At 71.0% G+C, this 23,163-nt stretch carries 19 protein-coding genes and 1 tRNA gene; 15 read left to right on the top strand and 5 right to left on the bottom strand.

The genetic code is table 11. The features are described from left to right. Positions 1-21 precede the first annotated feature (21 nt). Complete coding sequence (locus tag E8M80_RS07415; protein ID WP_137125023.1) at positions 22-1,056, top strand: amino acid ABC transporter substrate-binding protein; 1,035 nt, start codon at positions 22-24, stop codon at positions 1,054-1,056. A gap of 291 nt (positions 1,057-1,347) precedes the next feature. On the opposite strand, the gene rpoH is transcribed toward E8M80_RS07415, so the two are convergent. Next, a complete protein-coding gene (gene rpoH, locus E8M80_RS07410) occupies positions 1,348-2,232 on the bottom strand; it encodes an RNA polymerase sigma factor RpoH (RefSeq protein ID WP_370287255.1) in 885 nt (294 codons plus the stop codon). Positions 2,233-2,457: 225 nt separating this feature from the next. After that, on the bottom strand, positions 2,458-3,456 hold the full coding sequence (locus E8M80_RS07405; RefSeq protein WP_240789931.1) for an RluA family pseudouridine synthase: 999 nt from the start codon (positions 3,454-3,456) through the stop codon (positions 2,458-2,460). A 16-nt stretch (positions 3,457-3,472) separates the two neighbouring features. Here E8M80_RS07405 and E8M80_RS07400 point away from each other — a divergent pair, with 16 nt between their 5' ends. From E8M80_RS07400 to E8M80_RS07345, 12 genes are all read left to right on the top strand, one after another. After that, the gene (locus E8M80_RS07400; protein ID WP_170979250.1) at positions 3,473-3,721 is read left to right on the top strand and encodes a DUF6476 family protein; all 249 of its coding nucleotides are present in this window, start codon (positions 3,473-3,475) and stop codon (positions 3,719-3,721) included. Next, positions 3,660-3,914, top strand: coding sequence for a DUF2256 domain-containing protein (locus E8M80_RS07395; RefSeq protein WP_370287252.1), 255 nt, complete (start codon positions 3,660-3,662; stop codon positions 3,912-3,914). The genes E8M80_RS07400 and E8M80_RS07395 overlap by 62 nt, the downstream gene beginning before the upstream one ends. 41 nt (positions 3,915-3,955) lie before the next feature. Continuing rightward, positions 3,956-4,031 (top strand) — tRNA-Glu (locus E8M80_RS07390). Positions 4,032-4,332: 301 nt separating this feature from the next. After that, complete coding sequence (locus E8M80_RS07385; RefSeq protein ID WP_137125018.1) at positions 4,333-8,244, top strand: hydantoinase B/oxoprolinase family protein; 3,912 nt, start codon at positions 4,333-4,335, stop codon at positions 8,242-8,244. Further along, the gene (locus E8M80_RS07380; protein ID WP_137125017.1) at positions 8,241-9,833 is read left to right on the top strand and encodes an ABC transporter substrate-binding protein; all 1,593 of its coding nucleotides are present in this window, start codon (positions 8,241-8,243) and stop codon (positions 9,831-9,833) included. Before E8M80_RS07385 ends, E8M80_RS07380 begins: the two co-directional genes overlap by 4 nt. Further along, the gene (locus E8M80_RS07375; RefSeq protein ID WP_137125016.1) at positions 9,834-10,841 is read left to right on the top strand and encodes an ABC transporter permease; all 1,008 of its coding nucleotides are present in this window, start codon (positions 9,834-9,836) and stop codon (positions 10,839-10,841) included. A gap of 3 nt (positions 10,842-10,844) precedes the next feature. Then, positions 10,845-11,735, top strand: a complete 891-nt coding sequence (locus E8M80_RS07370) for an ABC transporter permease (RefSeq protein WP_137125015.1) — start codon at positions 10,845-10,847, stop codon at positions 11,733-11,735. Beyond that, positions 11,732-12,718: an ABC transporter ATP-binding protein gene (locus tag E8M80_RS07365; RefSeq protein ID WP_240789930.1), complete on the top strand. Its 987-nt coding sequence runs from the start codon at positions 11,732-11,734 to the stop codon at positions 12,716-12,718. Before E8M80_RS07370 ends, E8M80_RS07365 begins: the two co-directional genes overlap by 4 nt. Continuing rightward, complete coding sequence (locus E8M80_RS07360) at positions 12,715-13,686, top strand: oligopeptide/dipeptide ABC transporter ATP-binding protein (protein ID WP_137125013.1); 972 nt, start codon at positions 12,715-12,717, stop codon at positions 13,684-13,686. Before E8M80_RS07365 ends, E8M80_RS07360 begins: the two co-directional genes overlap by 4 nt. A gap of 55 nt (positions 13,687-13,741) precedes the next feature. Further along, positions 13,742-14,401: an AroM family protein gene (locus E8M80_RS07355; RefSeq protein WP_137125012.1), complete on the top strand. Its 660-nt coding sequence runs from the start codon at positions 13,742-13,744 to the stop codon at positions 14,399-14,401. Then, a complete protein-coding gene (locus E8M80_RS07350) occupies positions 14,401-15,486 on the top strand; it encodes a DUF917 domain-containing protein (RefSeq protein WP_137125011.1) in 1,086 nt (361 codons plus the stop codon). The genes E8M80_RS07355 and E8M80_RS07350 overlap by 1 nt, the downstream gene beginning before the upstream one ends. Further along, the gene (locus E8M80_RS07345; protein ID WP_137125010.1) at positions 15,483-17,027 is read left to right on the top strand and encodes a hydantoinase/oxoprolinase N-terminal domain-containing protein; all 1,545 of its coding nucleotides are present in this window, start codon (positions 15,483-15,485) and stop codon (positions 17,025-17,027) included. The genes E8M80_RS07350 and E8M80_RS07345 overlap by 4 nt, the downstream gene beginning before the upstream one ends. A 53-nt stretch (positions 17,028-17,080) precedes the next feature. Here E8M80_RS07345 and E8M80_RS07340 read toward each other — a convergent pair whose 3' ends face one another. Further along, entirely contained in the window at positions 17,081-18,058 is a 978-nt protein-coding gene (locus E8M80_RS07340; protein ID WP_170979249.1) for a tripartite tricarboxylate transporter substrate binding protein, read from the bottom strand. 136 nt (positions 18,059-18,194) lie between these two features. Here E8M80_RS07340 and E8M80_RS07335 point away from each other — a divergent pair, with 136 nt between their 5' ends. Continuing rightward, on the top strand, positions 18,195-19,172 hold the full coding sequence (locus E8M80_RS07335) for an aldo/keto reductase (protein WP_170979248.1): 978 nt from the start codon (positions 18,195-18,197) through the stop codon (positions 19,170-19,172). Between the two features lie 36 nt (positions 19,173-19,208). On the opposite strand, the gene clpB is transcribed toward E8M80_RS07335, so the two are convergent. Continuing rightward, entirely contained in the window at positions 19,209-21,794 is a 2,586-nt protein-coding gene (gene clpB, locus E8M80_RS07330) for an ATP-dependent chaperone ClpB (RefSeq protein ID WP_137125007.1), read from the bottom strand. A 110-nt stretch (positions 21,795-21,904) separates the two neighbouring features. On the opposite strand from clpB, the gene E8M80_RS07325 reads away from it, so the two are divergent. Continuing rightward, complete coding sequence (locus E8M80_RS07325; protein ID WP_137125006.1) at positions 21,905-22,666, top strand: MOSC domain-containing protein; 762 nt, start codon at positions 21,905-21,907, stop codon at positions 22,664-22,666. A gap of 13 nt (positions 22,667-22,679) precedes the next feature. Here E8M80_RS07325 and E8M80_RS07320 read toward each other — a convergent pair whose 3' ends face one another. Next, positions 22,680-23,147 (bottom strand): DUF4167 domain-containing protein, encoded by a 468-nt coding sequence (locus tag E8M80_RS07320; protein WP_137125005.1) that lies wholly within the window; start codon positions 23,145-23,147, stop codon positions 22,680-22,682. Between the last annotated feature and the right edge of the window lie 16 nt (positions 23,148-23,163).

Below are 23,163 nucleotides of genomic sequence, written 5' to 3'. Positions count from 1 at the left end.
GGACACATTGGGAGACATAATATGACGAATCTCGGCACCCGCCTCGCGGGTGTTGCCGCAGCAGCGGTCATTGCCTGGACGGGCCAGGCGCTGGCGCAGCAGACCCCGACCGACACGGTCGCCGCGATCCGTGCCCGCGGGCAGCTGATCTGCGGTGTCTCGGTCAACGCGCCGGGCTTCGCCCTGCCGGACAGCCGCGGCGAGTTCCGCGGCCTCGACGTCGACACCTGCCGCGCCGTCGCCGCCGCGATCCTGGGTGATGCGACCAAGGTGCGCTTCGTGCCGAGCACCGCCGTCCAGCGCTTCCCGATGCTGCAATCGGGCGAAGTGGACATGCTGGCGCGCAACACGACATGGACGCTGGGCCGCGAGGCCTCGCTCGGCCTCGCCTTCGCCGGCATCAACTTCTACGACGGCCAGGGCTTCATGGTGCGGCGCGCCTCGGGCGTGACCTCGGCCCGGCAACTCGACGGCGCCACGGTCTGCGTGCAGCCGGGCACCACGACCGAGTTGAACCTCTCGGATTATTTCCGCGCCAACCGGATCCGCTTCACCCCGGTCGTGATCGAGAGCGTCGAGGAAATCCGCGCCGCCTTCGTCGCCGGCCGCTGCGACGCCTACACCAATGACGCCTCCTCGCTCGCCTCCTTCCGCGCGACGCGCACGACGGATGCGGACACCTTCGTCCTGCTGCCCGAGATCATCTCGAAGGAGCCGCTCGGCCCGGTGGTGCGCAAGGGCGACTGGCGCTTCTTCGACATTGTCCGCTGGGCGCTCTACGCGCAGATCGCGGCCGAGGAACTGGGCGTGACCAGCGCGAATGTCGAGGAGATGCAGCGCACCAGCACCAACCCCGACATCCAGCGCCTGCTGGGGCGCTCGGGCGACCTAGGCCGCGCCATGGGCATCGAGAACGAGTGGGCCGTCCGCATCATCCGCCAGGTCGGCAACTACGGCGAGATGTACGAGCGCAGCATCACCCCGATCGGCATCCCGCGCGGCGTGAACAACCTCTGGAACAACGGCGGCCTGCACTACGCTCCGCCGATCCGCTAGCGCAGCGCCCGGTCGGACAGGACCGCCGCGCGGTCCCGCCGACCGGTCGTGAACCGCCCTGGATTGCATGTTTTCCGCGAACGGCCTCTTGATTAGAGGATTGCGTCTGATCGGATAGCCGCCCAGGTCCGGGCGGGGGTGGGGGGCGGCAGTGTCGCCCTCCCGCCAGCCAGCGACGACGTTCTCGCGTCTTCCGACACCGCCCAGCGGCGATCCCATGCCCGGATTCAGCAAGGGCGGCGAGCATTCCTGCCGCCGCCCTTCCGCAAGGCCCATTTCCTGCGGGCCGGTTCAGCCCACGGTGAGGCGACGCTCCGCGACCTGCTGCTTCATCGACTTCTGCAGCTTCTCGAAGGCGCGCACCTCGATCTGGCGAACGCGTTCGCGGCTGATGCCGTATTGCTGGGATAGTTCCTCCAGCGTCGTCGGCTCTTCCTTGAGGCGGCGCTCGATCAGGATATGCCGCTCGCGCTCGTTCAAGGTCTTGAGCGCCCCGTTGAGAAGATCGCGGCGGTTGGACATGTCCTCCCGCTCGGCAAGCTCGCTTTCCTGGCTCTCGCCATCGTCGACAAGCCAATCCTGCCACTCGCCCTCGCTGTCCGCCCGGACAGGCGCGTTCAGGCTGTGGTCGGGGCTCGCGAGCCGCCGGTTCATGTTGATCACGTCCTGCTCGGGCACTGCCAGGGCATGGGCGATCTTCGCGACCTGCTCGTCCCGAAGGTCGCCTTCCTCGAGTGCGGACATCTGTGCCTTCAGGCGGCGCAGGTTGAAGAACAGCTTCTTCTGCGCGGCCGTGGTGCCCATCTTCACGAGCGACCACGAGTGCAGGATGTATTCCTGGATGGCGGCGCGGATCCACCACATGGCGTAGGTGGCCAGCCGGAAGCCGCGCTCGGGGTCGAAGCGCTTGACCGCCTGCATCATGCCGACATTGCCCTCGGAGATCAGTTCCCCGACCGGAAGGCCGTAGCCGCGGTAGCCCATGGCGATCTTGGCAACGAGGCGCAGATGCGAAGTGACCAGCTTATGCGCGGCCTTCTCGTCCCCCTCGTCCTTCCAGCGACGCGCGAGGGCGAGTTCCTCCTCCGGCGCCAGCATCGGGAATTTGCGGATGTCCTGGAGATAGCGGGAGAGGTTTCCTTCCGTCGCCATCGGTATAGCCATGCTCGACGCCATGGTGCACCTGTCTCCTGTACCGGGCGACCCCCCCGTGACGGCGGGGACCGCGACCGACTACGCCTCGGTTGTGTCGCCTTCCTCAGGGCCCATTCGCCGGGCCGCCTTCCCCGGTCACGCGGGGCTGGCCGGACGGGGCACTTCGCGGCGCCCTTCGGAATCCGACGCCAACTGTGTAGCCCGGTCGGCTCCTCGGCGCAAGAAAAACCAAGTGAAATAGTCGGGTTACTGGTTGTTACCGTCCAGCAACGCGACGAGGGCGCGAAGGTCGGCGGGAAGAGGGCTTTCGAACGATAGCGGCGCGCCGGTTACGGGGTGGTTGAAGCCCAATGTAGCCGCGTGCAGCGCCTGGCGGGGAAAGGCGAGAAGCCCCGTGCGCGTCGCCTCCGGCAATCCGCGCGCGGCGGCGGGTGTTCGGCGGAGGTAGACGGGGTCCCCCACCAGGGGGTGGCCGAGATGCGCCATGTGCACGCGGATCTGGTGCGTCCGCCCCGTCAGCAACCGGCATTCGACCAGCGAAACGGCGGCGCCCCAGGCCCGCTGCACGGCGAAGCGCGTTGTCGCGGACTTGCCGCCGCGCTCCACGACCGCCATCCGTTTGCGATCTGCGGGATGACGCCCGATCGGCGCGGTAACCTCACCCTTCGAGGGCGAGGGCAGGCCCCAGGCCAAGGCCAGGTAAGCGCGATCGAGGTCGCGCGCGGCGAAGGCGTCGGACAAGGTACGATGGGCGCGTTCGGTCTTCGCAACGACCATCACACCGGAGGTGTCCTTGTCGAGGCGATGCACGATCCCCGGCCGCTTCTCCCCGCCGATGCCGGGCAGGTCTTCCCCGGCATGGGCAAGAAGGGCGTTGACCAGCGTGCCATCCTGGTTCCCGGGCGCCGGATGGACCACCAGACCCGCTGGCTTGTCGACGACGATGAGATCGCCGTCCTCGAACAGGATCGTCAGAGGGATGGCCTGCGGCCGGGGTCTTGCCGGCGCCGCCGGAGGGATGGTCACCGCGTAGCAGGCGCCGGCGCGGACCGCCTCGGACGGGTCCGTGAGCGGCAAGCCGTCGCGCGTCGCGTGCCCGGCCTCCATCAATGCCTTGACCCGCGAGCGGGAGAGCGAACCTATGGCGTCCGCGAGGAAGCGGTCCGCGCGGCGGCCGGCGGCTTCCGGCGACGCGACGGTTTCGACGCGTTCGGCTTCGAGGGGGGTGGATGTGGCGGCGCTCAAGGCTCTGGTGATCGGAATGGGGGTGCTGATCGTCGCCGGCACCGTGGCGCTCGTGGTGCTTCTCATCCAGCGGGCCGGCGGGGGTAGTGTCGCACGCCCGGGCTTCAGCGTCTCGCTCGACGCGCCGGAGGGCGCACGGATTTCGGGCGTCGCCGCCACCGACCGCGCCATCGCGATCTGGGTGACGCGGCCGGACGGCGATCGTGTTGTCCTGGTGGACCCGCAGAGCGGCCGGCGGACCGGCGAGATCAGACTGCACGACTGACAGGACGGCCCCGGTGGTGCATCGCAAGACCGACCTGCCCGAGAAGCCTTGCGCGGCCTGCGGCCGGCCGTTCGCGTGGCGGCGGAAATGGGCACGTTGCTGGGAAGACGTCCGCTTCTGTTCTGATGCGTGCCGGACGGGACGGCGCAACGCGGCCAGGCACCGGGACGGCGGGACGAAGAAGGGCGCTTGATCGCCCGGCGCGTCGGGGGTAGAAGCCCGCCTCCGGCCGATGTCCCCTTCGTCTAGAGGCCTAGGACACCGCCCTCTCACGGCGGTAACAGGGGTTCGAATCCCCTAGGGGACGCCACTTCGCGTCAATCCGACAGTAGACGACAAACCAGAAGCAAGGCCTGGAATTCCGACTACGGAATGACCTGCAGCTTCATGCGTGTTGCGTACTCTGGATGTCCCATCCCACGGCCGGCAGCGCACGCAATGCGCCCACACACTAGGATCCTCCGGGCCGCATCCGAGAAGCGCATGCGCCGCGTTCGCCACCAGCCGTTCCAGCCTCGCCCGCAACGTGCCGCGCCGCCTGCGGCACGTTGCCGCGGATCGGAGGCGACGATAGCGTGCCGAAGAAAGACTTCTGACGGAGCTGGCCACCGGTGACGCAGGCGCCCTCACGCTACCGCCTCGGCTTCGACATTGGCGGGACCTTCACGGACTTCGTCCTGCTCGATGCCGCCACCGGCGGCATCACGCTGCACAAATGCCTCACGACGCCACAGGACCCCGCGGAGGGCGCGCTCGCCGGGATCCGCGCCATCACGGCGGAAGCCGGCATCGCCGTCGCCGACCTGGGGGAGCTGGTGCACGGCACCACCCTCGTGACGAATGCCCTGATCGAGCGGCGCGGCGCGACCACAGGCCTTCTGACGACGCAGGGCTTCCGCGACGTGCTCGAACTCGGCATCGAGCAACGCTACGACATCTACGACCTCTTCCTGCGCTTCCCCGAGCCGCTGGTGCCGCGCCGGCGCCGCATCGAGATCGCCGAACGCATCGCCCATGACGGCACCGTCGTCGTGCCGCTGGATGCCGCGGCGGTGCGCGACGCCGGCGCCGGCCTGGTCGCGGAGGGTTGCACCGCCGTCGCGATCTGCTTCCTGCACGCCTACCGCAACCCGGCGCATGAGCGGCAGGCCGCCGCCATCCTGCGCGCCGCCTTCCCGGGACTGTCGGTCAGCGTATCGAGCGACGTGGCGCCCGAGATCCGCGAATACGAACGCTGCGTGACCACCTGCGCCAATGCCTTCGTGCAGCCGCTGATGGACCGCTACCTCGGCCGGCTGCTGCGCGACCTCGGCGCGCTCGGCTTCGCCGGCACGCTGCGGCTTATGCAATCCGACGGCGGCCTCTGCGCCCCCGAGGTGGCGCGCGCCTTCCCGATCCGCCTGCTGGAATCCGGGCCCGCCGGCGGCGCGCTCGCGACGGTGCTCTTCGCCCGCGCGGCAGGACTGCCGGATGCCCTCGCCTTCGACATGGGCGGCACGACCGCCAAGGCATGCCTGATCGAGAACGGCCGCGCCGAGGTCGCGCCGATGATGGAAGCGGCGCGCGTGCATCGCTTCAAGCGTGGGTCCGGCCTGCCGATCCGCGCACCGGTCGTTGACATGATCGAGATCGGCGCCGGCGGCGGGTCCATCGCCGGCATCGACGAGACCGGGCTGATCAAGGTCGGCCCCCATTCCGCCGGCGCCGATCCCGGCCCAGCCTGCTACGGCCGCGGCGGCACCGCGGTGACCGTCACCGACGCCAACCTGTTGCTCGGCTACTACGATCCGGGCTTCTTCCTGGGCGGGACCATGGCGCTCGACCGCGCCGCGGCCGAAGCCGCGCTGGCGGGGCTCGGGGATCGGCTCGGCCTGGCGGCGATCGAGGCCGCCTGGGGCGTCCATGCCGTGGTCTGCGAGGCGATGGCGGGCGCCGCGCGCGTGCATCTGGTCGAGAAGGGGCGCGACCCGCGGCGCTACGCGATGGTCGCGTTCGGCGGCGCGGGGCCAGCGCATGCGGCGCGCGTGGCGCGCATCCTCGGCGTGACCGAGGTACTGGTGCCGCCGGCCTCGGGCGCCGCCTCGGCGCTCGGCTTCCTGGCCGCGCCGCTGGCCTTCGAGCAGTCGCGCAGCCTGATTTCGCCGCTCGGGCCGGAGGCCGACTGGCCCGCTCTGAACGGGGCGCTGGCCGCGCTGGAGCAGGGCGGCCGCGAACGCCTGGCCGGCGCGGGCGTCGCGGCGGCGGCGATGCGCGTCGAGCGTTCGGCCGAGATGCGGCTTGTAGGGCAGCTGCACCAGATCGCCGTGCCGCTGCCCGACGGTGCGCTCGATGCCGCGCGGCTGCCGGAACTGCGCGCCGCCTTCGCCGAGACCTATGCGCGCCTCTATACCCGCGTGGTCGAGGGCGCCGCGATCGAGGTGCTGTCGCTGCGCGTGCGCGTCATCGGCCCGGACCCCGGCATTGCGGTGACCGGTGCCGTCGCGGGCGGCGACACCGGCGGCGCGGCGCTCAAGGGCCGGCGTCCCGCCTGGTTCGACGGCGCATTCAGCGACACGCCCGTCTATGACCGCTACCGCCTGGCGCCCGGCACGCGCATCGCCGGTCCCGCCATCATCGAGGAGCGCGAGGCGACCACCATCGTCGCACCGGGCGATACGCTCGAGGTCGATGCCGTGCGCAACCTGCGCATCACGGTCGCCGCCGCCGCCCGGGGCGAGGTGCTGGTCACGCCGGGCATGGCGCTGGAGGCGGCGAAGGCGCGCATCGAGGCCGACCCGATCGGGCTCGAGATCATGTGGTCGCGCCTGATCTCGATCGTCGAGGAGATGTGGCAGACCGTCTGCCGTACCGCCTATTCTCTGATCATCGCGGAAGCCCAGGACTTCGCGAACGAGATCCTGGACCCCGAAGGCAATCCGCTGGCGCATTCGCCCCGCGCCATGCCGCTGTTCAACCTGACGCTGACCCGCTGCGTGAAGGCGCTGCTGGAGCATTTCCCCGCCGAGACGCTGCGCCCCGGCGACGTGCTGGTGACCAACGACCCCTGGCTTTGTGCCGGCCACCTGTTCGACATCGCGCTGGTGACACCCGTGTTCCATCAGGGCCGCGTCGTCGCGCTGATGGGCACGGTCGGGCATGTGAGCGACATCGGCGGCGTGAAGGACCCGCTCTCGGCCCGCGAGATCTACGACGAAGGCTTCCAGATCCCTCCGATGAAGCTGCATGCGGCGGGTGTGCCGGACAACTCGCTGCTGCGCCTCATGGCGCAGAACATCCGCAACAGCGACCAGGTGCTGGGCGACGTCGAATCCATGGTGACCGCCAATGCGCTCGGCGCCGAACGGCTGGTCGCCTTCATGGCGGAATACGGGCTCGAGGACCTGGCGGCACTCGCCGCCGTGGTGCAGGGCCGCAGCGAGGCCGCGACGCGCGCCGCGATCCGCGCCGTGCCCGATGGCGTCTACGAAAGCGAGATCGAGAACCGTCCGCTCGGCGAGGTGTTGCGGTATCGTGTGCGCGTGCACAAGGCGGGCGAGACGATCCATGTCGAGCATGTCGAGGCGCCGCCGACGCTGCCGCGCGGCGGGCTCAACTGCACGATGAACGTCACGGCGGCGCATTCCTCCTATCCGCTGAAATGCATGCTGACGCCGGGCGTGCGCGGCAATGCGGGCTGCTATGCGCCGATCAGCGTGGTCGCGCCGGAGGGATCCGCGCTGAACTGCCGGCCGCCGGCGGCGGTCGCCTATCGCACGCGGCTGTCCTGGTTCATCGGGCCTAACCTCTACCGCGCCCTGGCGCCGGCCATCCCGGACAGGGTGCAGGCCTTCACGGGCCTGCCCAAGGCCTTCGGCTTCTACGGGCGCAACATCCAGGGGCGCGTCGCGTCGGACCATTTCTTCATGGGCGGCGGCCAGGGGGCGTCTTCGCGCGCCGATGGCAGGTCCGGGCTGCTGTTCCCGACCAGCGCGGCGAATACGCCGGTCGAGCTGCTGGAAAGCCGAATGCCGGTGCTGGTGCTGGAAAAGGGGTTGGTCGCGGACAGCGGCGGGCCGGGCCGCCAGCGCGGCGGCCTCGGCCAGCGCATGCGCGCGCGGCGCCTCACCGACGGGGCCGAGCCGATCATGGTCGGGCTCTACCCCGAGGGCTGGGGCCTGAAGCCCGAGGGTCTGTTCGGCGGCCGACCCGGCGGCCCCGGGCGCGGCACGGTGAAGGGACCGGACGACGACGCAGCCCGAGACGTTGGCACTGGAGAAATGGTCGCGCTGCTGGACGCGCGGACGGAGATCGAGGGCCAGATCGCAGGTGGCTCCGGCTTCGGCGAGCCCTGGGACCGCCCACTGGAGGCGGTGCAGGCCGATCTCGACGATGGCTACACCACGCGCGAAGGTGCCGAGCGGGACTATGGTATCGTCTTCGCGGCCGACGGGCGGATCGATCCGGAGGCGACCGCGCGGCGCCGGGCCGGCCGGGACGACCGCGCGGACAGGGACATGGCGACAACGACGGGGGACGAGACATGACGCACCAGACTTCCCGCCGCGCGATCCTGGTCGGCGCGGCCGCCATCGGCGCCGCGGCGCCCGGCACCTCCTGGGGCTTCGAGCGCGACGGCAACCGCAAGGTGCTGGTCTTCTCGGGCAACCAGGCGGTGCCCAACCTCGACCCGCATGTGCGCTACGACTGGTCCACGCGCATGATCCAGCAGTCGGTCTACGACGCGCTGCTGAAATACGAAGGCGACCCGCCGCGCATCGTGCCCTGGCTGGCGGAACGCCACGAGGTCTCGGCCGACGGGCTGACCTATACCTTCCACCTGGTCGCCACCGCGAAGTTCCACAACGGCGATCCGGTGGATGCCGAGGCCGTGCGGTTTTCCTTCGAGCGCGGGCTGAAGCTCAACGCCGGCATCGCATGGATGCTGAAGGACTTCCTGAAGCCCGAGAAGATTGCCGCGGTCGATGCGCGCACCGTGCGCTTCACGCTGGAACGGCCCTTCGCGCCGTTCCTGTCCTACGTGCCCTGGTGGTACATCGTGAACCCGCGCGAAGTGATGGCGAACCAGGAGGGCGACGACCTCGGCCGGAAGTGGCTGACCGAGAACGCCGCCGGCTCCGGCCCGTTCAGGCTGCGCCGCTTCAATGCCAACACGCTGATCCACCTCGACAGCTTCCCCGCCCACTGGAAGGGCTGGCCGATGGCCGAGGGCGACCGCCTGTCGGGCATCATCTACCGCATCATCCGCGAGAGTGCGCCGCGCAAGGCGGCGCTGCAGCGGCGCGAGGCGGACATCATCACCAACCTCACGCCCGACGACATCGACCAGCTCGCGCGCGTGCCGGGCGTGGTGGTGGAGAACCACAAGGGCTCGACCACCTTCGGCATCAAGTTCAACTGCCAGGAAGGCCCAACCGCGGACATCAACCTGCGCAAGGCTATCGCCCACGCCTTCGACTACGAGAGCCTGATCACCATCCACAACGGCGCCGCGACGCTGATGACGAGCCCCTTCCCGGCCTCCATGGCCGGGCACATCGACGTCCCGGGCATCGCGCGCAAGGATCTCGACAAGGCGCGCGACTTCCTCCGGCGCAGCCGCTACCCCAATGGCGGGATCGAACTGGAATACGTGCATGTCCAGGGGCTCGAGGATCCGCGCAGGATCGGCCTCGCGCTGCTCGACAGCCTGCGCGCGCTCGACATCCGGGTGAACATCGTGGGCCAGCCCTGGACCACCATGGTCAGCCGCGGCTCGAAGCCCGACACGTCGCCCAACATGATGTCGATCTACGTGACGCCGGTCGGCACCGACCCCGACACGGTCGCCTACCAATATCACCGCGCATCCTGGGGCCTGTATTACGGCACCTCGCACTACGACAGCGCCGAGGTCACGCGGATGATCGACGAGGCGCGGGGCGAGACGGACAACGCGAAGCGCATGGCGCTCTACGCCGAGATCCAGCGGCGCATCGTGGCGGACCAGCCGGAGATCTTCGGCATGGTGGCGAACCGCATCTGGGCCAGGCGCGACTACGTGGAGGGCTTCACCTTCAGCCCGGTGCGCTTCACTGGGGAGATCGACCTCCGCCCGCTCTGGATCCGCGGATAGGTGCTGGCCTACGTCCTTCGGCGCATCGGCCTCGCGGGGCTGATGCTGTTCGGGCTGGTCTGCCTGACCTTCGTCATCTCCAACGTCGCCCCGTCCGATCCGGCGGCGCTGGCGGCGGGGCCGGATGCCGGGCGGTCGCAGATCGAACAGGCGCGCCGCGACTATGGCCTCGACCGCCCGCTGCACGAGCAGTTCCTGCGCTATGTCGGCGACCTGGCGCAGGGGAATTTCGGGCGCTCCGTCGCGACGGGGCGGGAAGTCGGGCGAGATCTCGCGACCTATTTCCCGGCGACGCTGGAACTCGTGATTCTGGCCATGGCGCTGGGCGTCCTGCTCGGCGTGCCGCTCGGCGTGCTCTCGGCGCTGCGGAAGGACGGGCCGGTGGACCACGCGACGCGCATCTTCGCCGTCTCGGGCATCGCGGTGCCGCCCTTCTGGTTCGGGCTCCTGCTGCAACTGGCCTTCGCGACCTGGCTCGGGCTGCTGCCGACCAGCGGGCGCATCTCAGTCTTCACGGAGCCGCCGCCACCGATCACGGGGCTGCTGCTCCTCGACAGCCTGCTGCGCGGCGACGGCGCGCTGTTCCGGGAGGCGCTGTCCTACATCATCCTGCCCGCGATCGTGCTCTCCCTGCCCTGCCTCGCCTCCATCCTGCGCGTGAACCGCGCCGAGATGGTCGAGGCGCTGCGGATGGATTACGTCACCGCCGCGCGTGCCCATGGCGTGACGCCCTGGCGGATCGTGATGGTCCATGCGCTGAAGAACGCGATGCTGCCCACCCTCGCCATCATCGGCCTGCGCTGGGGTTGGATGATGAGCAGCACCGTGCTGGTCGAGACGGTGTTCGACTGGCCGGGCATCGGCCTCTACGCGGTCTCCTCTGCCATCTCCGGCGACTTCAAGCCCGTGATGGGCGTGACGCTCATCGTCGGCCTCAACTTCATGGTCGCGAACCTGGTGGTGGACCTGCTCTACGGCGTCCTCGACCCGCGCCTCAGGAAGGCCTGAGCGATGTCCGCAGCCGCCGAGGAAGTCGTCGCTGCGCCGCCGCGCCGCCGGCTGCGCCTGGCGCTCTGGCAGCTCCGGCAATCCTTCTCCTCCATGATGGGCCTGGCCCTGGTGCTGCTGATCGTGACGCTCGCGTTGATCGGCCCCTGGATCGTGCCCTATCCGGACCATGTCGCGGGCGGGGTCAACCTCGCGAACAAGCTGCAGGCGCCATCGGCCGCGCATTGGCTCGGCACGGACGAGGTCGGCAACGACATCCTCACGCGCGTCATCATCGGCGCGCGCCTCTCGCTGTTGGTCGGCATCGGCATCACCTTTGCCGCCGCGGCAATCGGCGTGCCGCTCGGCATCCTGGCGGGCCTCGCCGGCGGGCGGCTGCGCGAGGCGATCATGCGCTTCACCGACCTGTTCCTGTCGGTGCCCGGCCTCGTGCTCGCCATCGCGCTGGTCGCGGCCCTCGGCCCGGGGATCGAGAACGCCATGATCGCGCTGATCCTGGTCTGGTGGCCAGGCTATGTGCGGCTCGCGGAATCGAAGGCGCTGACGATCCGCGAGGAGCCGTTTATCGAGGCCGCGCGCGTGGGCGGCAGCACGCGCGCGCGCATCCTGCGCCGCCACGTGCTGCCCAACAGCCTCTCGCCGCTGATCGTGAAGATGAGCATGGACATCGGCCAAGCGATCCTGGCGGTCGCCTCGCTCGGCTTCATCGGCCTCGGCGCCCGGCCGCCGACGCCGGAATGGGGGGCAATGATCTCGATCGCGCGCGGCTACCTGCCCGAATGGTGGTGGTACGCGATGGCGCCGGGCGTCTTCATCTACCTGGCCGTGCTGGGCTTCAACCTGCTGGGCGACGGGCTGCGCGACATCCTCGACCCGCGGAGCAACCGCGGGTGACCGCCCTGCTCGACATCGCGGATTATCGCCTCGCCTTCGACACCTTCGACGGTACGGCGCAGGTGCTGGACGGTATCGACCTCGCCCTCGAGGCCGGGGGCACGCTCGGCATCGTGGGCGAGACGGGTTGCGGCAAGTCGGTGCTCGCGCGCAGTCTGCTCGGGCTCAATCCGATGCCGCCGGCGCGGGTGGTCTCGGGCCACATCCGCTTCGAAGGGCGCGATATCCTCGCCATGCCCGAGCGGGAGCTGCGCCGCCTGCGTGGGCGCGCCATCGCCATGGTGTTCCAGGACCCGTCCTCTTACCTGAACCCTCTGCTCGCGGTCGGCACGCAGATGCAGGACGCCATCCGCGGCCAGGATGCCGCGGCGGCAGGGCAGATGCGCCCGCGCAGGGCGGCCCGGGCGCGCGCGGCGGAGCTGCTCGCGGCGGTCGGCCTGCCGGACCCCGCGCGCCTCCTCGACAGCCATCCGCATCAGCTCTCGGGCGGCATGCGCCAGCGCGTTCTGATCGCCATGGCGCTGGCCGGGGACCCGGCGCTGCTGGTGGCGGACGAGCCGACCACCGCGCTAGACGTCACGGTGCAGGCGCAGGTGCTGGCGCTGATCGCGCGCCTGGTGCAGGACCGCGGCCTGGCGCTCATGCTGATCACGCATGACCTCGGCGTGGTCGCCGCTGCCTGCGCCCGCGTCGCCGTGATGTACGCCGGCACCGTCGTCGAGGAGGCGCCAACGGCAGCGCTGCTCGCGCGCCCGCTGCATCCCTATGCGCGTGGACTCGTTGCGGCGGTGCCCGACCTCGACCATCCGGACCGCCGCCCGCAGGGCATCGCGGGCAGCATCCCGAGCCTGATCGCGCCGCCCGCCGGCTGCCGATTCCATCCCCGCTGCCCGATGGCGACCGAACGCTGCCGTGCCGAGAAGCCGGCGCGGCGCGAGATCCTGCCCGGACGCAGTGTCGCCTGCCACCACGCCACGCCATGACCGGGCCGCTGATCCGGGCCGAGGGCCTGGCCAAGACCTTCGATGCGAAGCGGGGCGCCTTCCGCGCTCCGCGCCAGATCCAAGCGGTGGCCGACCTCGACCTCGCGCTCGACCGCGGAGCGGCCCTTGGCATCGTGGGCGAAAGCGGCTGCGGCAAGTCGACCCTGGCGCGGCTGCTGCTGCGCCTGCTGCCGCCGAGCGCCGGGCGCATCACCTTCGACGGGCAGGATATCACCGCGCTCGACGAACGCGCCATGCGCCCACTGCGGCGGCGGATGCAGCTGATCCACCAGAACCCGTCGGCCGCGCTCGACCCGCGGCTGACGGCCGAGGACGCGGTCGCCGAGCCGCTCCGCGCGCAGGGCCTTGCCTCGGGGCGTGCGCTGCGCGACCGCGTCGCCGCGCTGCTCGCCGAGGTCGGCCTGCCGCCGGCCTTCCTGCACCGCTACCCGCATGAGCTCTCGGGCGGGCAGAAGCAGCGTGTCTGCATCGCGCGCGCGCTGGCGCTCGCGCCCGACCTCCTCGTGCTCGACGAGCCGACCTCGGCGCTGGATGTCTCGGTGCAGGCGCAGATCCTCGACGTGCTCGACGGGCTGCGTGCGCGGCACGGCCTCGCCTTCCTCTTCATCAGCCACAACCTCGCGGTGGTGCGCCAGGTCTGCGAGCGCGTGGCGGTGATGTATCTCGGCCGCATCGTCGAGGAAGGCACGGCAGCCGAGGTGCTGGGCGCGCCGCGCCATCCCTACACGCGGGCACTGCTGGCCTCCGTGCCGCGGCTCGAGGCGCGCGGCGTCACGCCGGCGGCGCCGGGCGAGCCGCCCAACCCCGCGGCGCCGCCACCCGGCTGCGCCTTCCAGCCGCGTTGCCCGATCGCGGCCGAGGCGTGCGGCGCCGCGATGCCGCCGCTGCTCGATCTGGCGGACGGGCACCGGCTGCGCTGCCCCCGGGCCGACGGCACCGCCCCGTGACTTGCAGCCGCCCTCGTGCGCGGCATCATGGCACCCTCTGCAGGCGGAGGACGCCATGACGCCCCTTCCCGTCTTCGTCATCGGCCAGGCGCCGCGGCCCGACCTCGAAGCCGAGATCACCGCGGCCGCTCCGGGCCTTGCGGTCGTCCTGCGCGGCGCGCTCGACGGCATGACACGGCCGGAGATCGCCGCAATCCCGCCGCGGGACGGCGCCGACACGCTCTTTACCCTGCTGCCGTCCGGCGAGGGCGTCGCCATTTCCAAGGCTGCGGTGACGGAGCGGATGCGGGCGATGCTCGCGGCCACGCAGGGCCCGGTGCTGCTCGCCTGCACGGGCCGCTTCAAGGGGTTGCCGGACCGGCCGGGGCTCGTGCAGCCCTCCGCCGTGCTGAACGGGATGGCGGAGGCGCTGCTTCCGCGGGGGCGGCTCGGCCTGTTCGTCCCACTGCCGGAGCAGGCGGCGGAACTCGGCGCGTCGCGCGCGCGAGACGGCGTCTCGCTCGCGGTGGTGCCGCTGCGCCCCCATGCCGACGATGCGGCGCGCGCGGCCGCGATGCGCGCCATGGCGGCCGAGGCACCCGACCTCGTGCTGCTCGACTGCATCTCCTATACGCGACGCGACAAGGCGGCGGCCGTCGCCGCCATGGAATGTCCCATCCTGCTGTCCGTCGCGGTGGCCGCACGGGCCGCCGCCTCGCTTCTCCCGGAGCCCTGATGCGCGAGATCACGCCGGACGACATCGAAGCGCTCGCCGTCGGCGCCTGGGTGCTGGGCACCGGGGGCGGCGGCTCGCCCTATCTCGGGCTGCTGAACATGCGGCGCCTCTATGCCGAGGGCCGGCGCGTCCACCTCATGGACCCGGACGAACTCGCCGACGACGACCTGGTCGCGGTCGTCTCGAACATGGGCGCGCCGCTGGTCGGGCAGGAACGCCTGACCGACAGCGCGAACATCGGCCGCGCGGTGACGCTGATGGAGGAATACCTCGGCCGCCCCTTCCGCGCGGTGATGAGCGTCGAGATCGGCGGCAACAACGGCGTGCAGTCGCTGATGGCCGCGGCCGAGACCGGCAAGCCGGTGGTCGATGCGGATGCCATGGGCCGCGCCTATCCGGAAGCGCAGATGACCTCCTTCGCGGTCGGCGACCTGAAGCCCTGGCCGCTCTCGCTGGTCGATCCGCGCGGGATCGAGGGGATCGTGGCGCGCGTGCCGTCCTGGAAGTGGATGGAGCGGCTGTCGCGCAAGATGTGTGTCGAGGTCGGCTCGATTGCCGCCACCTGCAAGGCGCCGCGCACGGGAGCCGAGGTGAAGCGCTGGGGCATCCTGCGCACCACGACGCAGGCGATCGCGCTTGGCCAGGCGATCCGGCTGGCGCAGAAGGAACACCGCGACCCGGTGCAGGCGATCCTGGACCAGGAGAAGGGCCTGCTCCTGTTCCGAGGCAAGGTCGCGGACATCGCCCGCCGCACGACCGAAGGCTTCCTTCGCGGCACGACGCGGCTCGACGGGCTCGACGACTGGCGCGGCTACGGCTTCGAGCTCGCCTTCCAGAACGAATGGGCGGTCGGCTGGCTGGACGGCGTGCCGCGCGTGATGACGCCGGACCTCATCTGTGTGCTCGACAGCGTCAGCGGGGAGGCGATCGGCACCGAGACGCTGCGCTACGGCCAGCGCGTCACGGTCGTGGCGTTGCCGGCGCCGCCGGTCTTCCTCTCGCCGCGGGGGCTCGACTTCGTAGGCCCGCGCGCCTTCGGCTACGACCTCGACTTCCGGTCCGTCTTCGAGGGGCGCGCGGCATGAGGCGGCGCATTGGCATCGATGTCGGCGGCACCAATACGGATGCGGTGCTGCTGGAAGGCGATCGCGTGCTGCACGCCGTCAAGATGCCGACCACGGCAGATGTGCTGACCGGCGTGCGCCTCGCGCTGCAGGACGCGGCGCGCGCGACAGGCGCCGAGGGCGTCCAGGCCGTGATGATCGGCACCACGCATTTCGTGAACGCCGTGGTGCAGCGGCGCGACCTTGCGGCTGTCGGCGCGTTGCGGATCGGCCTGCCGGCAGCGCGGTCCCTGCCCCCCTTCTGCGACTGGCCGCAGGACCTGGCGGCGATGGTGCGCGGCCAGGTCCACATGGTCGAAGGCGGGCTCGACTACGACGGTCGCCCCATCATGCCGCTCGACGAGGTCGGGGTTGCGGCTGCGGCGCGCGCGATGAAGGCCGCGGGGATCGGCTGCGTCGCGATCAGCAGCGTCTTCTCGCCGCTCGACCCGGGCATGGAGGAGCGCGCGGCCGCGATCGTGCTGGCCGAGATGCCGGAGGCCTCCGTCACCCTTTCCCACGACCTCGGCCGGATCGGGCTGCTGGAGCGGGAAAACGTGGCGCTGCTCAACGCCTGCCTCACACCGCTCGCACGCCATACCGTCGCAGCCTTCGAGGAGGCGCTCGGCCAGGCGGGCATCGCGGCGCCGCTCTACATCACGCAGAACGACGGCACGGTCATCCGCGCCGAACTCGCGGTGCGCTTCCCGGTGCTCTCCTTCGCGTCCGGACCCACCAACTCGATGCGCGGCGCGGCCTTCCTGACGGGGCTCGCGGACGCGCTGGTGGTCGATGTCGGCGGCACGACCAGCGACATCGGTGCGCTGAAGGCAGGCTTCCCGCGGGAGGCGAACGCGGTGGTGCAGGTGGGCGGCGTGCGCACCCTGTTCCGGATGCCGGACCTCCTTTCGATCGGCCTCGGCGGCGGATCGCATGTCGCGACACGCGCCGGCGGCGGCATCGCCATCGGCCCGCGCAGCGTCGGCTTCCGCCTGCCGGAACTGGCCCGAATCTTCGGCGGGCCGCAGCTCACCGCCAGCGACATCGCCGTGCGCGCTGGGCGGCTTGCCCTGGGCGACGCGGCGCGCGTTGCCGATATCGCGCCCGACTTTGCCCGCGCCGCGCTGGCCGAGGCGGCACGGATGCTCGAGGAATCCGTGGACCGCATGAAGACCGAGGCGGCGGCGGTTCCGCTGCTCGCCGTCGGCGGCGGAGCCTTCCTGGTGCCGGACAGCCTGCCCGGCGTGTCGGAGGTACTGCGCCCCGCCCACGCCGCCGTGGCGAATGCCGTGGGCGCGGCCATCGCGCAGGTCAGCGGCGAGGCCGACCAGGTCTTCCAGGGCATGACGCGCGCGGATGCGATGGCCGAGGCCGAGCGCATCGCCCGCGACCGCGCGGTCGAGGCCGGCGCCGACGGCGCGACGCTCGCGCTGGTCGACATCGAGGATCTTCCCATCGCCTACCTGCCCGGCGGCGCGCTGCGCGTCCGGGCACGGGTCGTGGGCGAGATCGCCACGGGCTGATCCGCGGGCGCCGTGGCGCGAACGTGTCACTCGGGCGCCGCCCCTTCAGGCCGTCATGACGGCCTGAGCCCCGCGAGCTGCGCGGCGCGGCGGGCATTGGCCAGCTCCTGCGCCAGGAAGGCCGCGAAGCCATCCGGCGTCCGCTGCTGCACGCCACCAAGGATCGCGCCCACCTCCATGATGCGCGCCTGCACCGCGGCCTCCCCGAGCGCGGCCGCCAGCGCCTCTTGCAACTTCGCCACGACCTCCGTCGGGGTCCCGGCCGGCGCCAGGACGCCGCCGTAGCTGCCGGCCGTGAAATCCGGCAGACCAGCCTCAATGAAGGTCTGCACGCCGGGCAGCACCGCAGAGCGCGCCCGCGTCGCGATGGCGACGATCGGCGCCTTGCCGTCGCGATGCAGCGGCAGCGCCGAAGGCAGTTCCACCATCCCGGCATCGATCGTGCCGGTGATGAGGTCGGGGATCATCGCGCTGCCCCCGCGATAGGGCACGTGCGTCGCGCGGACATTCGCGCCTGCCATCAGCAGCTCGAGCGCAAGATGCGCGGCGCTGCCGCTGCCCGGCGTCGCCACGGTCAGCTGGCCGCCGCGCTGGCGCATCAGGGTGATCAGGTCGGTCAGCGTGCGCGCGGGAATGCGCGCCGTCACCTGGCAGATCATGGGCAGAATGCCCACGAGGCCAATCGGCCGGAAGTCGCGCTCCACGTCGTAGGGAATGTTCTGCTGCAGTACGGGGTTGGCCGTCAGCGGGCCGCCGGCGCCGAACAGCAGCGTGTAGCCATCCGCCGGCGCCCGCGCGACGAGCTCGGCGCCGACGCTGCCGCCCGCCCCGGTGCGGTTCTCGATCACGATCGCCCGGCCGAGCCGCTCGGCCATCGGTCCCGCGACGATGCGCGCGAGGATGTCTGTGTTTCCGCCCGCGGCGAAGGGAACGACCATCCTGATGGAGCGTTCGGGATAGGCGGCGACGGCGGGACGTACGACGGACGCGGCAGCGACGGGCGCGGCCAGGAGAAGGCGTCGGGTGATCATCTCGTTTCCTCCGGTGTCGCGTCTCGGCGCGCACGCGCGAAGGCTGGCACCAGCTGTGCGGCACGGCAACGGCACCCGCCTTGCCGCAGGCCGGCCCGTGGCGCAGCATCGTGGGGCGGCACGAATGGGGGCGCGGATGGAACAGCGGCAACTCGGGCGGACGGGCATCGCGGTCTCCATCCTCGGCTATGGATGCGGCGCCATCGGCGGGCTCATGGTGAAGGGCAGCGCGGCCGAGCAGGACCGTGCCATCGGCCGCGCGATCGACCAGGGCATCACCTATTTCGACACCGCCGCGGCCTATGGCGACGGCGTGTCGGAACGCAACCTCGGCCGCGCGCTGAGGGCGCTCCGCGCGAAGGTCATCGTCGGCACCAAGGTGCGCATCCGCGGGGAGCAGCGCGGCGACATCGCGGGCAGCATCGCCCGCTCGATCGAGGAGAGCCTCGCCCGCCTGAGTCGCGACAGCGTCGACGTCTTCCATCTGCACGAGCCGATCACCGCGGCCGGCGCGCCGCCTGCCTTCACGCCAGGGCAGATCCTGGACGAGGCGCTGCCGGCGCTGGGACGCCTGCAGGAGCAGGGCAAGATCCGCTGCTACGGCTTCACCGGCCTCGGCGATGCCGCCGCGCTTCGACGCGTGCTGGCCGAAGGCGGCTTCGCCTCGGCGCAGATGCCCTACAACATCCTTAACCCGAGCGGCATCACGCCGCTTCCACCGGGATCGACGATGCCGGACCTCGGCGGCGTCATCCGCGACGCCGCTGCGGGCGGCGTCGGCGTCATGGCAATCCGCATTCTCGCCGGCGGCGCGCTGAGCGGGTCGGAAGCGCGCAGCCCGCTCGGCGTGCCGAAGGTCGAGCCGATCGCGTCCGGCGCCAGCTACGCGGCGGATGTGGCGGCCGCGCAGCGCCTGATGCCGGTGGTCGAGGCGGGCCATGCCGCCGATCTCGTGGAACTCGCGCTCCGCTTCGCGGCCATGCCCGCGGCGATATCGACGGTGCTGGTCGGCACGTCCAGCATCGCCGAACTCGACCACGCCGTGGCCGCGATCGGCAAAGGCCACCTCTCCGCGGAGGCGCTGGCGATGATCGCAGCGCTGCGGGGCGACTGACGCCGGCGCGGCGTCACCGCCGCGCCGGCGCATGGATCAAGCCGCCTGGTTCAGCGCCGGCCGCACTTCGAGCCCGTCCGGGGAGGCGGTCACACGCACGGTCTCGCCGTCGCGGATGCCGCCTTCCAGCAGCAGGCCGGCGAGCCGGTCCTGGACGTTCCGCTGGATGACGCGCTTGAGCGGCCGCGCCCCATAGACGGGATCGTAGCCGGCCTCGGCGAGCCATTCGCGCGCTGCGGCGTCGAGGTCGAGGCGGATATTGCGGTCCTCCAGCAGCTTCAGCAGCCGCAGCAGCTGGATGTCGACGATCGCGGCCATGTCCCCGCGCGCGAGGCGCCGGAACAGCACCACCTCGTCCAGCCGGTTCAGGAACTCCGGCCGGAAGCGCTCGCGCACCGCCCGCATCACCGCCGGCCGCGCCGCCTCGATCTCTGCGTTCTCTGGCAGTTCCGCGATCGCCTGGCTGCCGAGGTTGGAGGTCAGCACGATGATCGTGTTGCGGAAATCGACCGTCCGCCCCTGCCCGTCCGTCAGCCGCCCGTCGTCGAGCACCTGCAGCAGGATGTTGAAGACATCGTCATGCGCCTTCTCGACCTCGTCGAACAGGATCACCTGGTACGGACGGCGGCGGATCGCCTCGGTCAGCGCGCCGCCCTCGTCGTAGCCGACATAGCCCGGCGGCGCGCCGATCAGTCGGGAGACGGCGTGCTTCTCCATGTATTCCGACATGTCGATGCGCGTCATCGCCCGCTCGTCGTCGAACAGGAACTGCGCCAGCGCCTTCACCAACTCGGTCTTGCCGACGCCGGTCGGGCCGAGGAACAGGAAGGAGCCGATCGGCCGGTTCGGGTCCTGCAGCCCGGCACGCGCGCGGCGCACGGCCTTGGAAACGGCCTCCAGAGCCTCCTCCTGCCCAACGACGCGGCGGCGCAGGTCGTCCTCCATGCGGAGCAACTTGGCGCGCTCGCCCTCGAGCATCTTCTCGACCGGCACGCCGGTCCAGCGGGAGACCACGGCAGCGATGCCTTCCTCAGTCACCGCCTCGTTCACCAGGCGCGCGTCGCCGTCGCCCGCCTCGGCCAGCTTCTTCTCGATGCCGGGGATCACCGCATAGAGCAGCTCCGACGCCTTGGTCAGATCTCCCGCGCGCTGCGCCAGCTCGACATCGGTGCGTGCCTTGTCGAGTTGCTCCTTGAGCTTCTGGCTCTCGACGACCTTGCCCTTCTCCGCCTCCCAGCGCTGCGTCATCTCGCCCGACGCCTCCTCGAGATCGGCCAGCTCCTTCTCGAGCTTCTGCAGCCGGTCCTTCGAGGCGGCGTCCTGCTCCTTCCTGAGCGCCTCGCGCTCGATCTTGAGGCGCATCAGGTCGCGGTCGATCGCGTCCAGCTCCTCGGGCTTGCTGTCCACCTGCATGCGCAGCCGGGACGACGCCTCGTCCACCAGGTCGATCGCCTTGTCCGGCAGGAAGCGGTCGGTGATGTAGCGGTTGGACAGCGTCGCCGCCGCCACCAGTGCGCCGTCGGTGATGCGCACGCCGTGGTGCAGCTCGTACTTCTCCTTGATGCCGCGCAGGATGGAGATGGTGTCCTCGACCGACGGCTCGCCCACGAACACGGGCTGGAAGCGCCGCGCCAGTGCCGCGTCCTTCTCGACATGCTTGCGGTACTCATCGAGCGTCGTGGCGCCGATGCAGTGCAACTCGCCCCGTGCCAGCGCGGGCTTGAGCAGGTTCGACGCATCCATCGCGCCATCCGCCTTGCCCGCGCCGACCAGCGTGTGCATCTCGTCGATGAACAGGATGATCTCGCCCTCGGCGGACTGCACCTCGGACAGCAACGCCTTGAGCCGCTCCTCGAACTCGCCGCGGTACTTGGCGCCGGCGACCATGGCGCCGAGGTCAAGCGCCATGACGCGCTTGGTCTTGAGCGCCTCGGGCACATCGCCCTTGACGATGCGCAGCGCCAGCCCCTCGACGATCGCCGTCTTGCCGACGCCGGGCTCGCCGATCAGCACCGGGTTGTTCTTGGTCCGCCGCGCCAGCACCTGGATCGAGCGGCGGATTTCCTCGTCGCGCCCGATGACGGGGTCGAGCTTGCCCTCCCGCGCCACCTGGGTGATGTCGCGCGCGTACTTTTTCAGCGCCTCGAAGGTTTCCTCGGCGTTCTGGCTGCTCACGGTGCGGCCCTTGCGCAGGTCGGCGACCGCCTTCTCGAGCCGCTGCGCATCGGCGCCGGCCTCGCGCAGCGCGCGTCCGGCATCGCCCTCGCTGGCGGCCAACGCCACCAGCAGGCGGTCCTGCGCCACGAACTGGTCGCCCGACCGCTGCGCCTGCTGCTGCGCCGCATCCAGCACGCGTACGATGTCCGGCGTGAACCCGGGCTGCCCGGCGCCGCCGCCCGAGACCTTGGGCTGCTTCGCGAGTGCCGCCTCCAGCGCCTGCTTCGCCCGGGCGGGGTCGCCCCCGGCGGCGCGGATGAGGCCGCTCGCAGCCCCGTCGGTATCGTCCAGCAACGCCTTGGCGAGATGCGCCGGCGTCACCTGCTGGTGATACTCGCGGATGGCGATGGTCTGGGCGGCCTGCAGGAAGCCGCGGGCCCGGTCGGTGAACTTCTCGATGTCCATGCGTCCCTCTCCTGAGCGGACAGGCGATACCCGCCCCCCGAGGGGCTGCGGGCACGCCCTTCATGACACCCCATGTGGTATGCGTCCTTGATCTGGTTCAAGGGGGCTCCATGCGCATCGAGACCATCTACCGCTACCCCGTGAAGGGCCTGACGGCCGAGGCCCTGGAACAGGTCGCGCTGACGCCCGGCGAAACCCTCCCGCAGGATCGCCGCTTCGCCCTGGCCCAGGGCGATTCCGCCTTCGATCCCGCCGCCCCGGCTTGGATGTCAAAGCGCAACTTCGCCTGCCTGATGGTGAATGCCGGGCTCGCGCTGGTGCATTCCGCCTATGACGAGCGTTCAGGCGACCTGATGCTGCGCATCCCGGGCGCCGCGCCCCTTCTGGCCAGCACGCTCAGCGCGGAGGGTCGCGCCGCGATCGCCGCCGCGCTCGCCGCGTACATGGGCGATGAAGCCCGCGGCGCGGCCCGCTTCGTGGAGGCGCCGGGCCATTCCTTCTCCGACGTCGCTCGTAAGGTCGTGTCGATCATCGGGCTGTCGAGCCTGCATGCGCTGGAACAGGCGACGGGCAGCAGCCTCGATCCGCTCCGCTTCCGCGCCAATGTCTATGTCTCGGGCGGCAGCCCCTGGGCGGAGTTCGACTGGATCGGACGGGAGATCCTGGTCGGCCAGGCGCGCCTCAGGGTCGTCAAGCGCATCGTCCGCTGCCCTGCCACCGAGGTGAACCCGGCGACCGGCGAACGCGACGCCGAACCGCCGCTCTGGCTGCGCGAGCACTTCGGCCATGCCGATCTCGGCGTCTACGCGGAAGTGCTGGGAGGCGGCCGCATCGCGGTGGGCGATGCGCTGGAGGTCACCGACCCGGACTGACGGGCTGCGCCGGTCAGGCCGGCTCGCGCGCCTCGCCGGCCGGCTCGCCCGCCGAACCCTCGCCGTCGCCATAGTCGCCGCCGGACTGTCCGCCCGACTCGCCGCCATCGCCACCTTCGCCCTCGCCCGACTCGTTCGGCTGGTAGCGGCGCTGCGGCTGCTGTTGCTGCTGTTGCGCCGCGGCCTGGTTCATCGCGTTGAGAATGCGGAAGTAATGCTCGGCGTGCTGGAAGTACGATTCCGCCATCACGCGATCCCCTCCGCTGGTCGCATCGCGGCCGAGCTGGAGGTACTTCTCGAACAATTGCTGCGACGTCCCGCGGAGCCGCATGTCCGGCCCGTTCGAGTCGAACACATGGTTGCGGTTGAGGGGCTGGCGGTCGCCGCCGCCGCCACCGCCGCCACCGCCACCACTCCCGTGGCGGAACTGCCCGCCCCCGTGGCGATGACCGCCGCGGCCGCGCATGCGCTTCATGTTCATCGGTATCGTGTTTCGC

It is taken from the genome of Roseomonas sp. HF4 (assembly GCF_005222755.1).
Taxonomy (GTDB): Bacteria; Pseudomonadota; Alphaproteobacteria; order Acetobacterales; family Acetobacteraceae; genus Neoroseomonas.
This window is presented reverse-complemented; position numbering and strand designations above follow the sequence as displayed.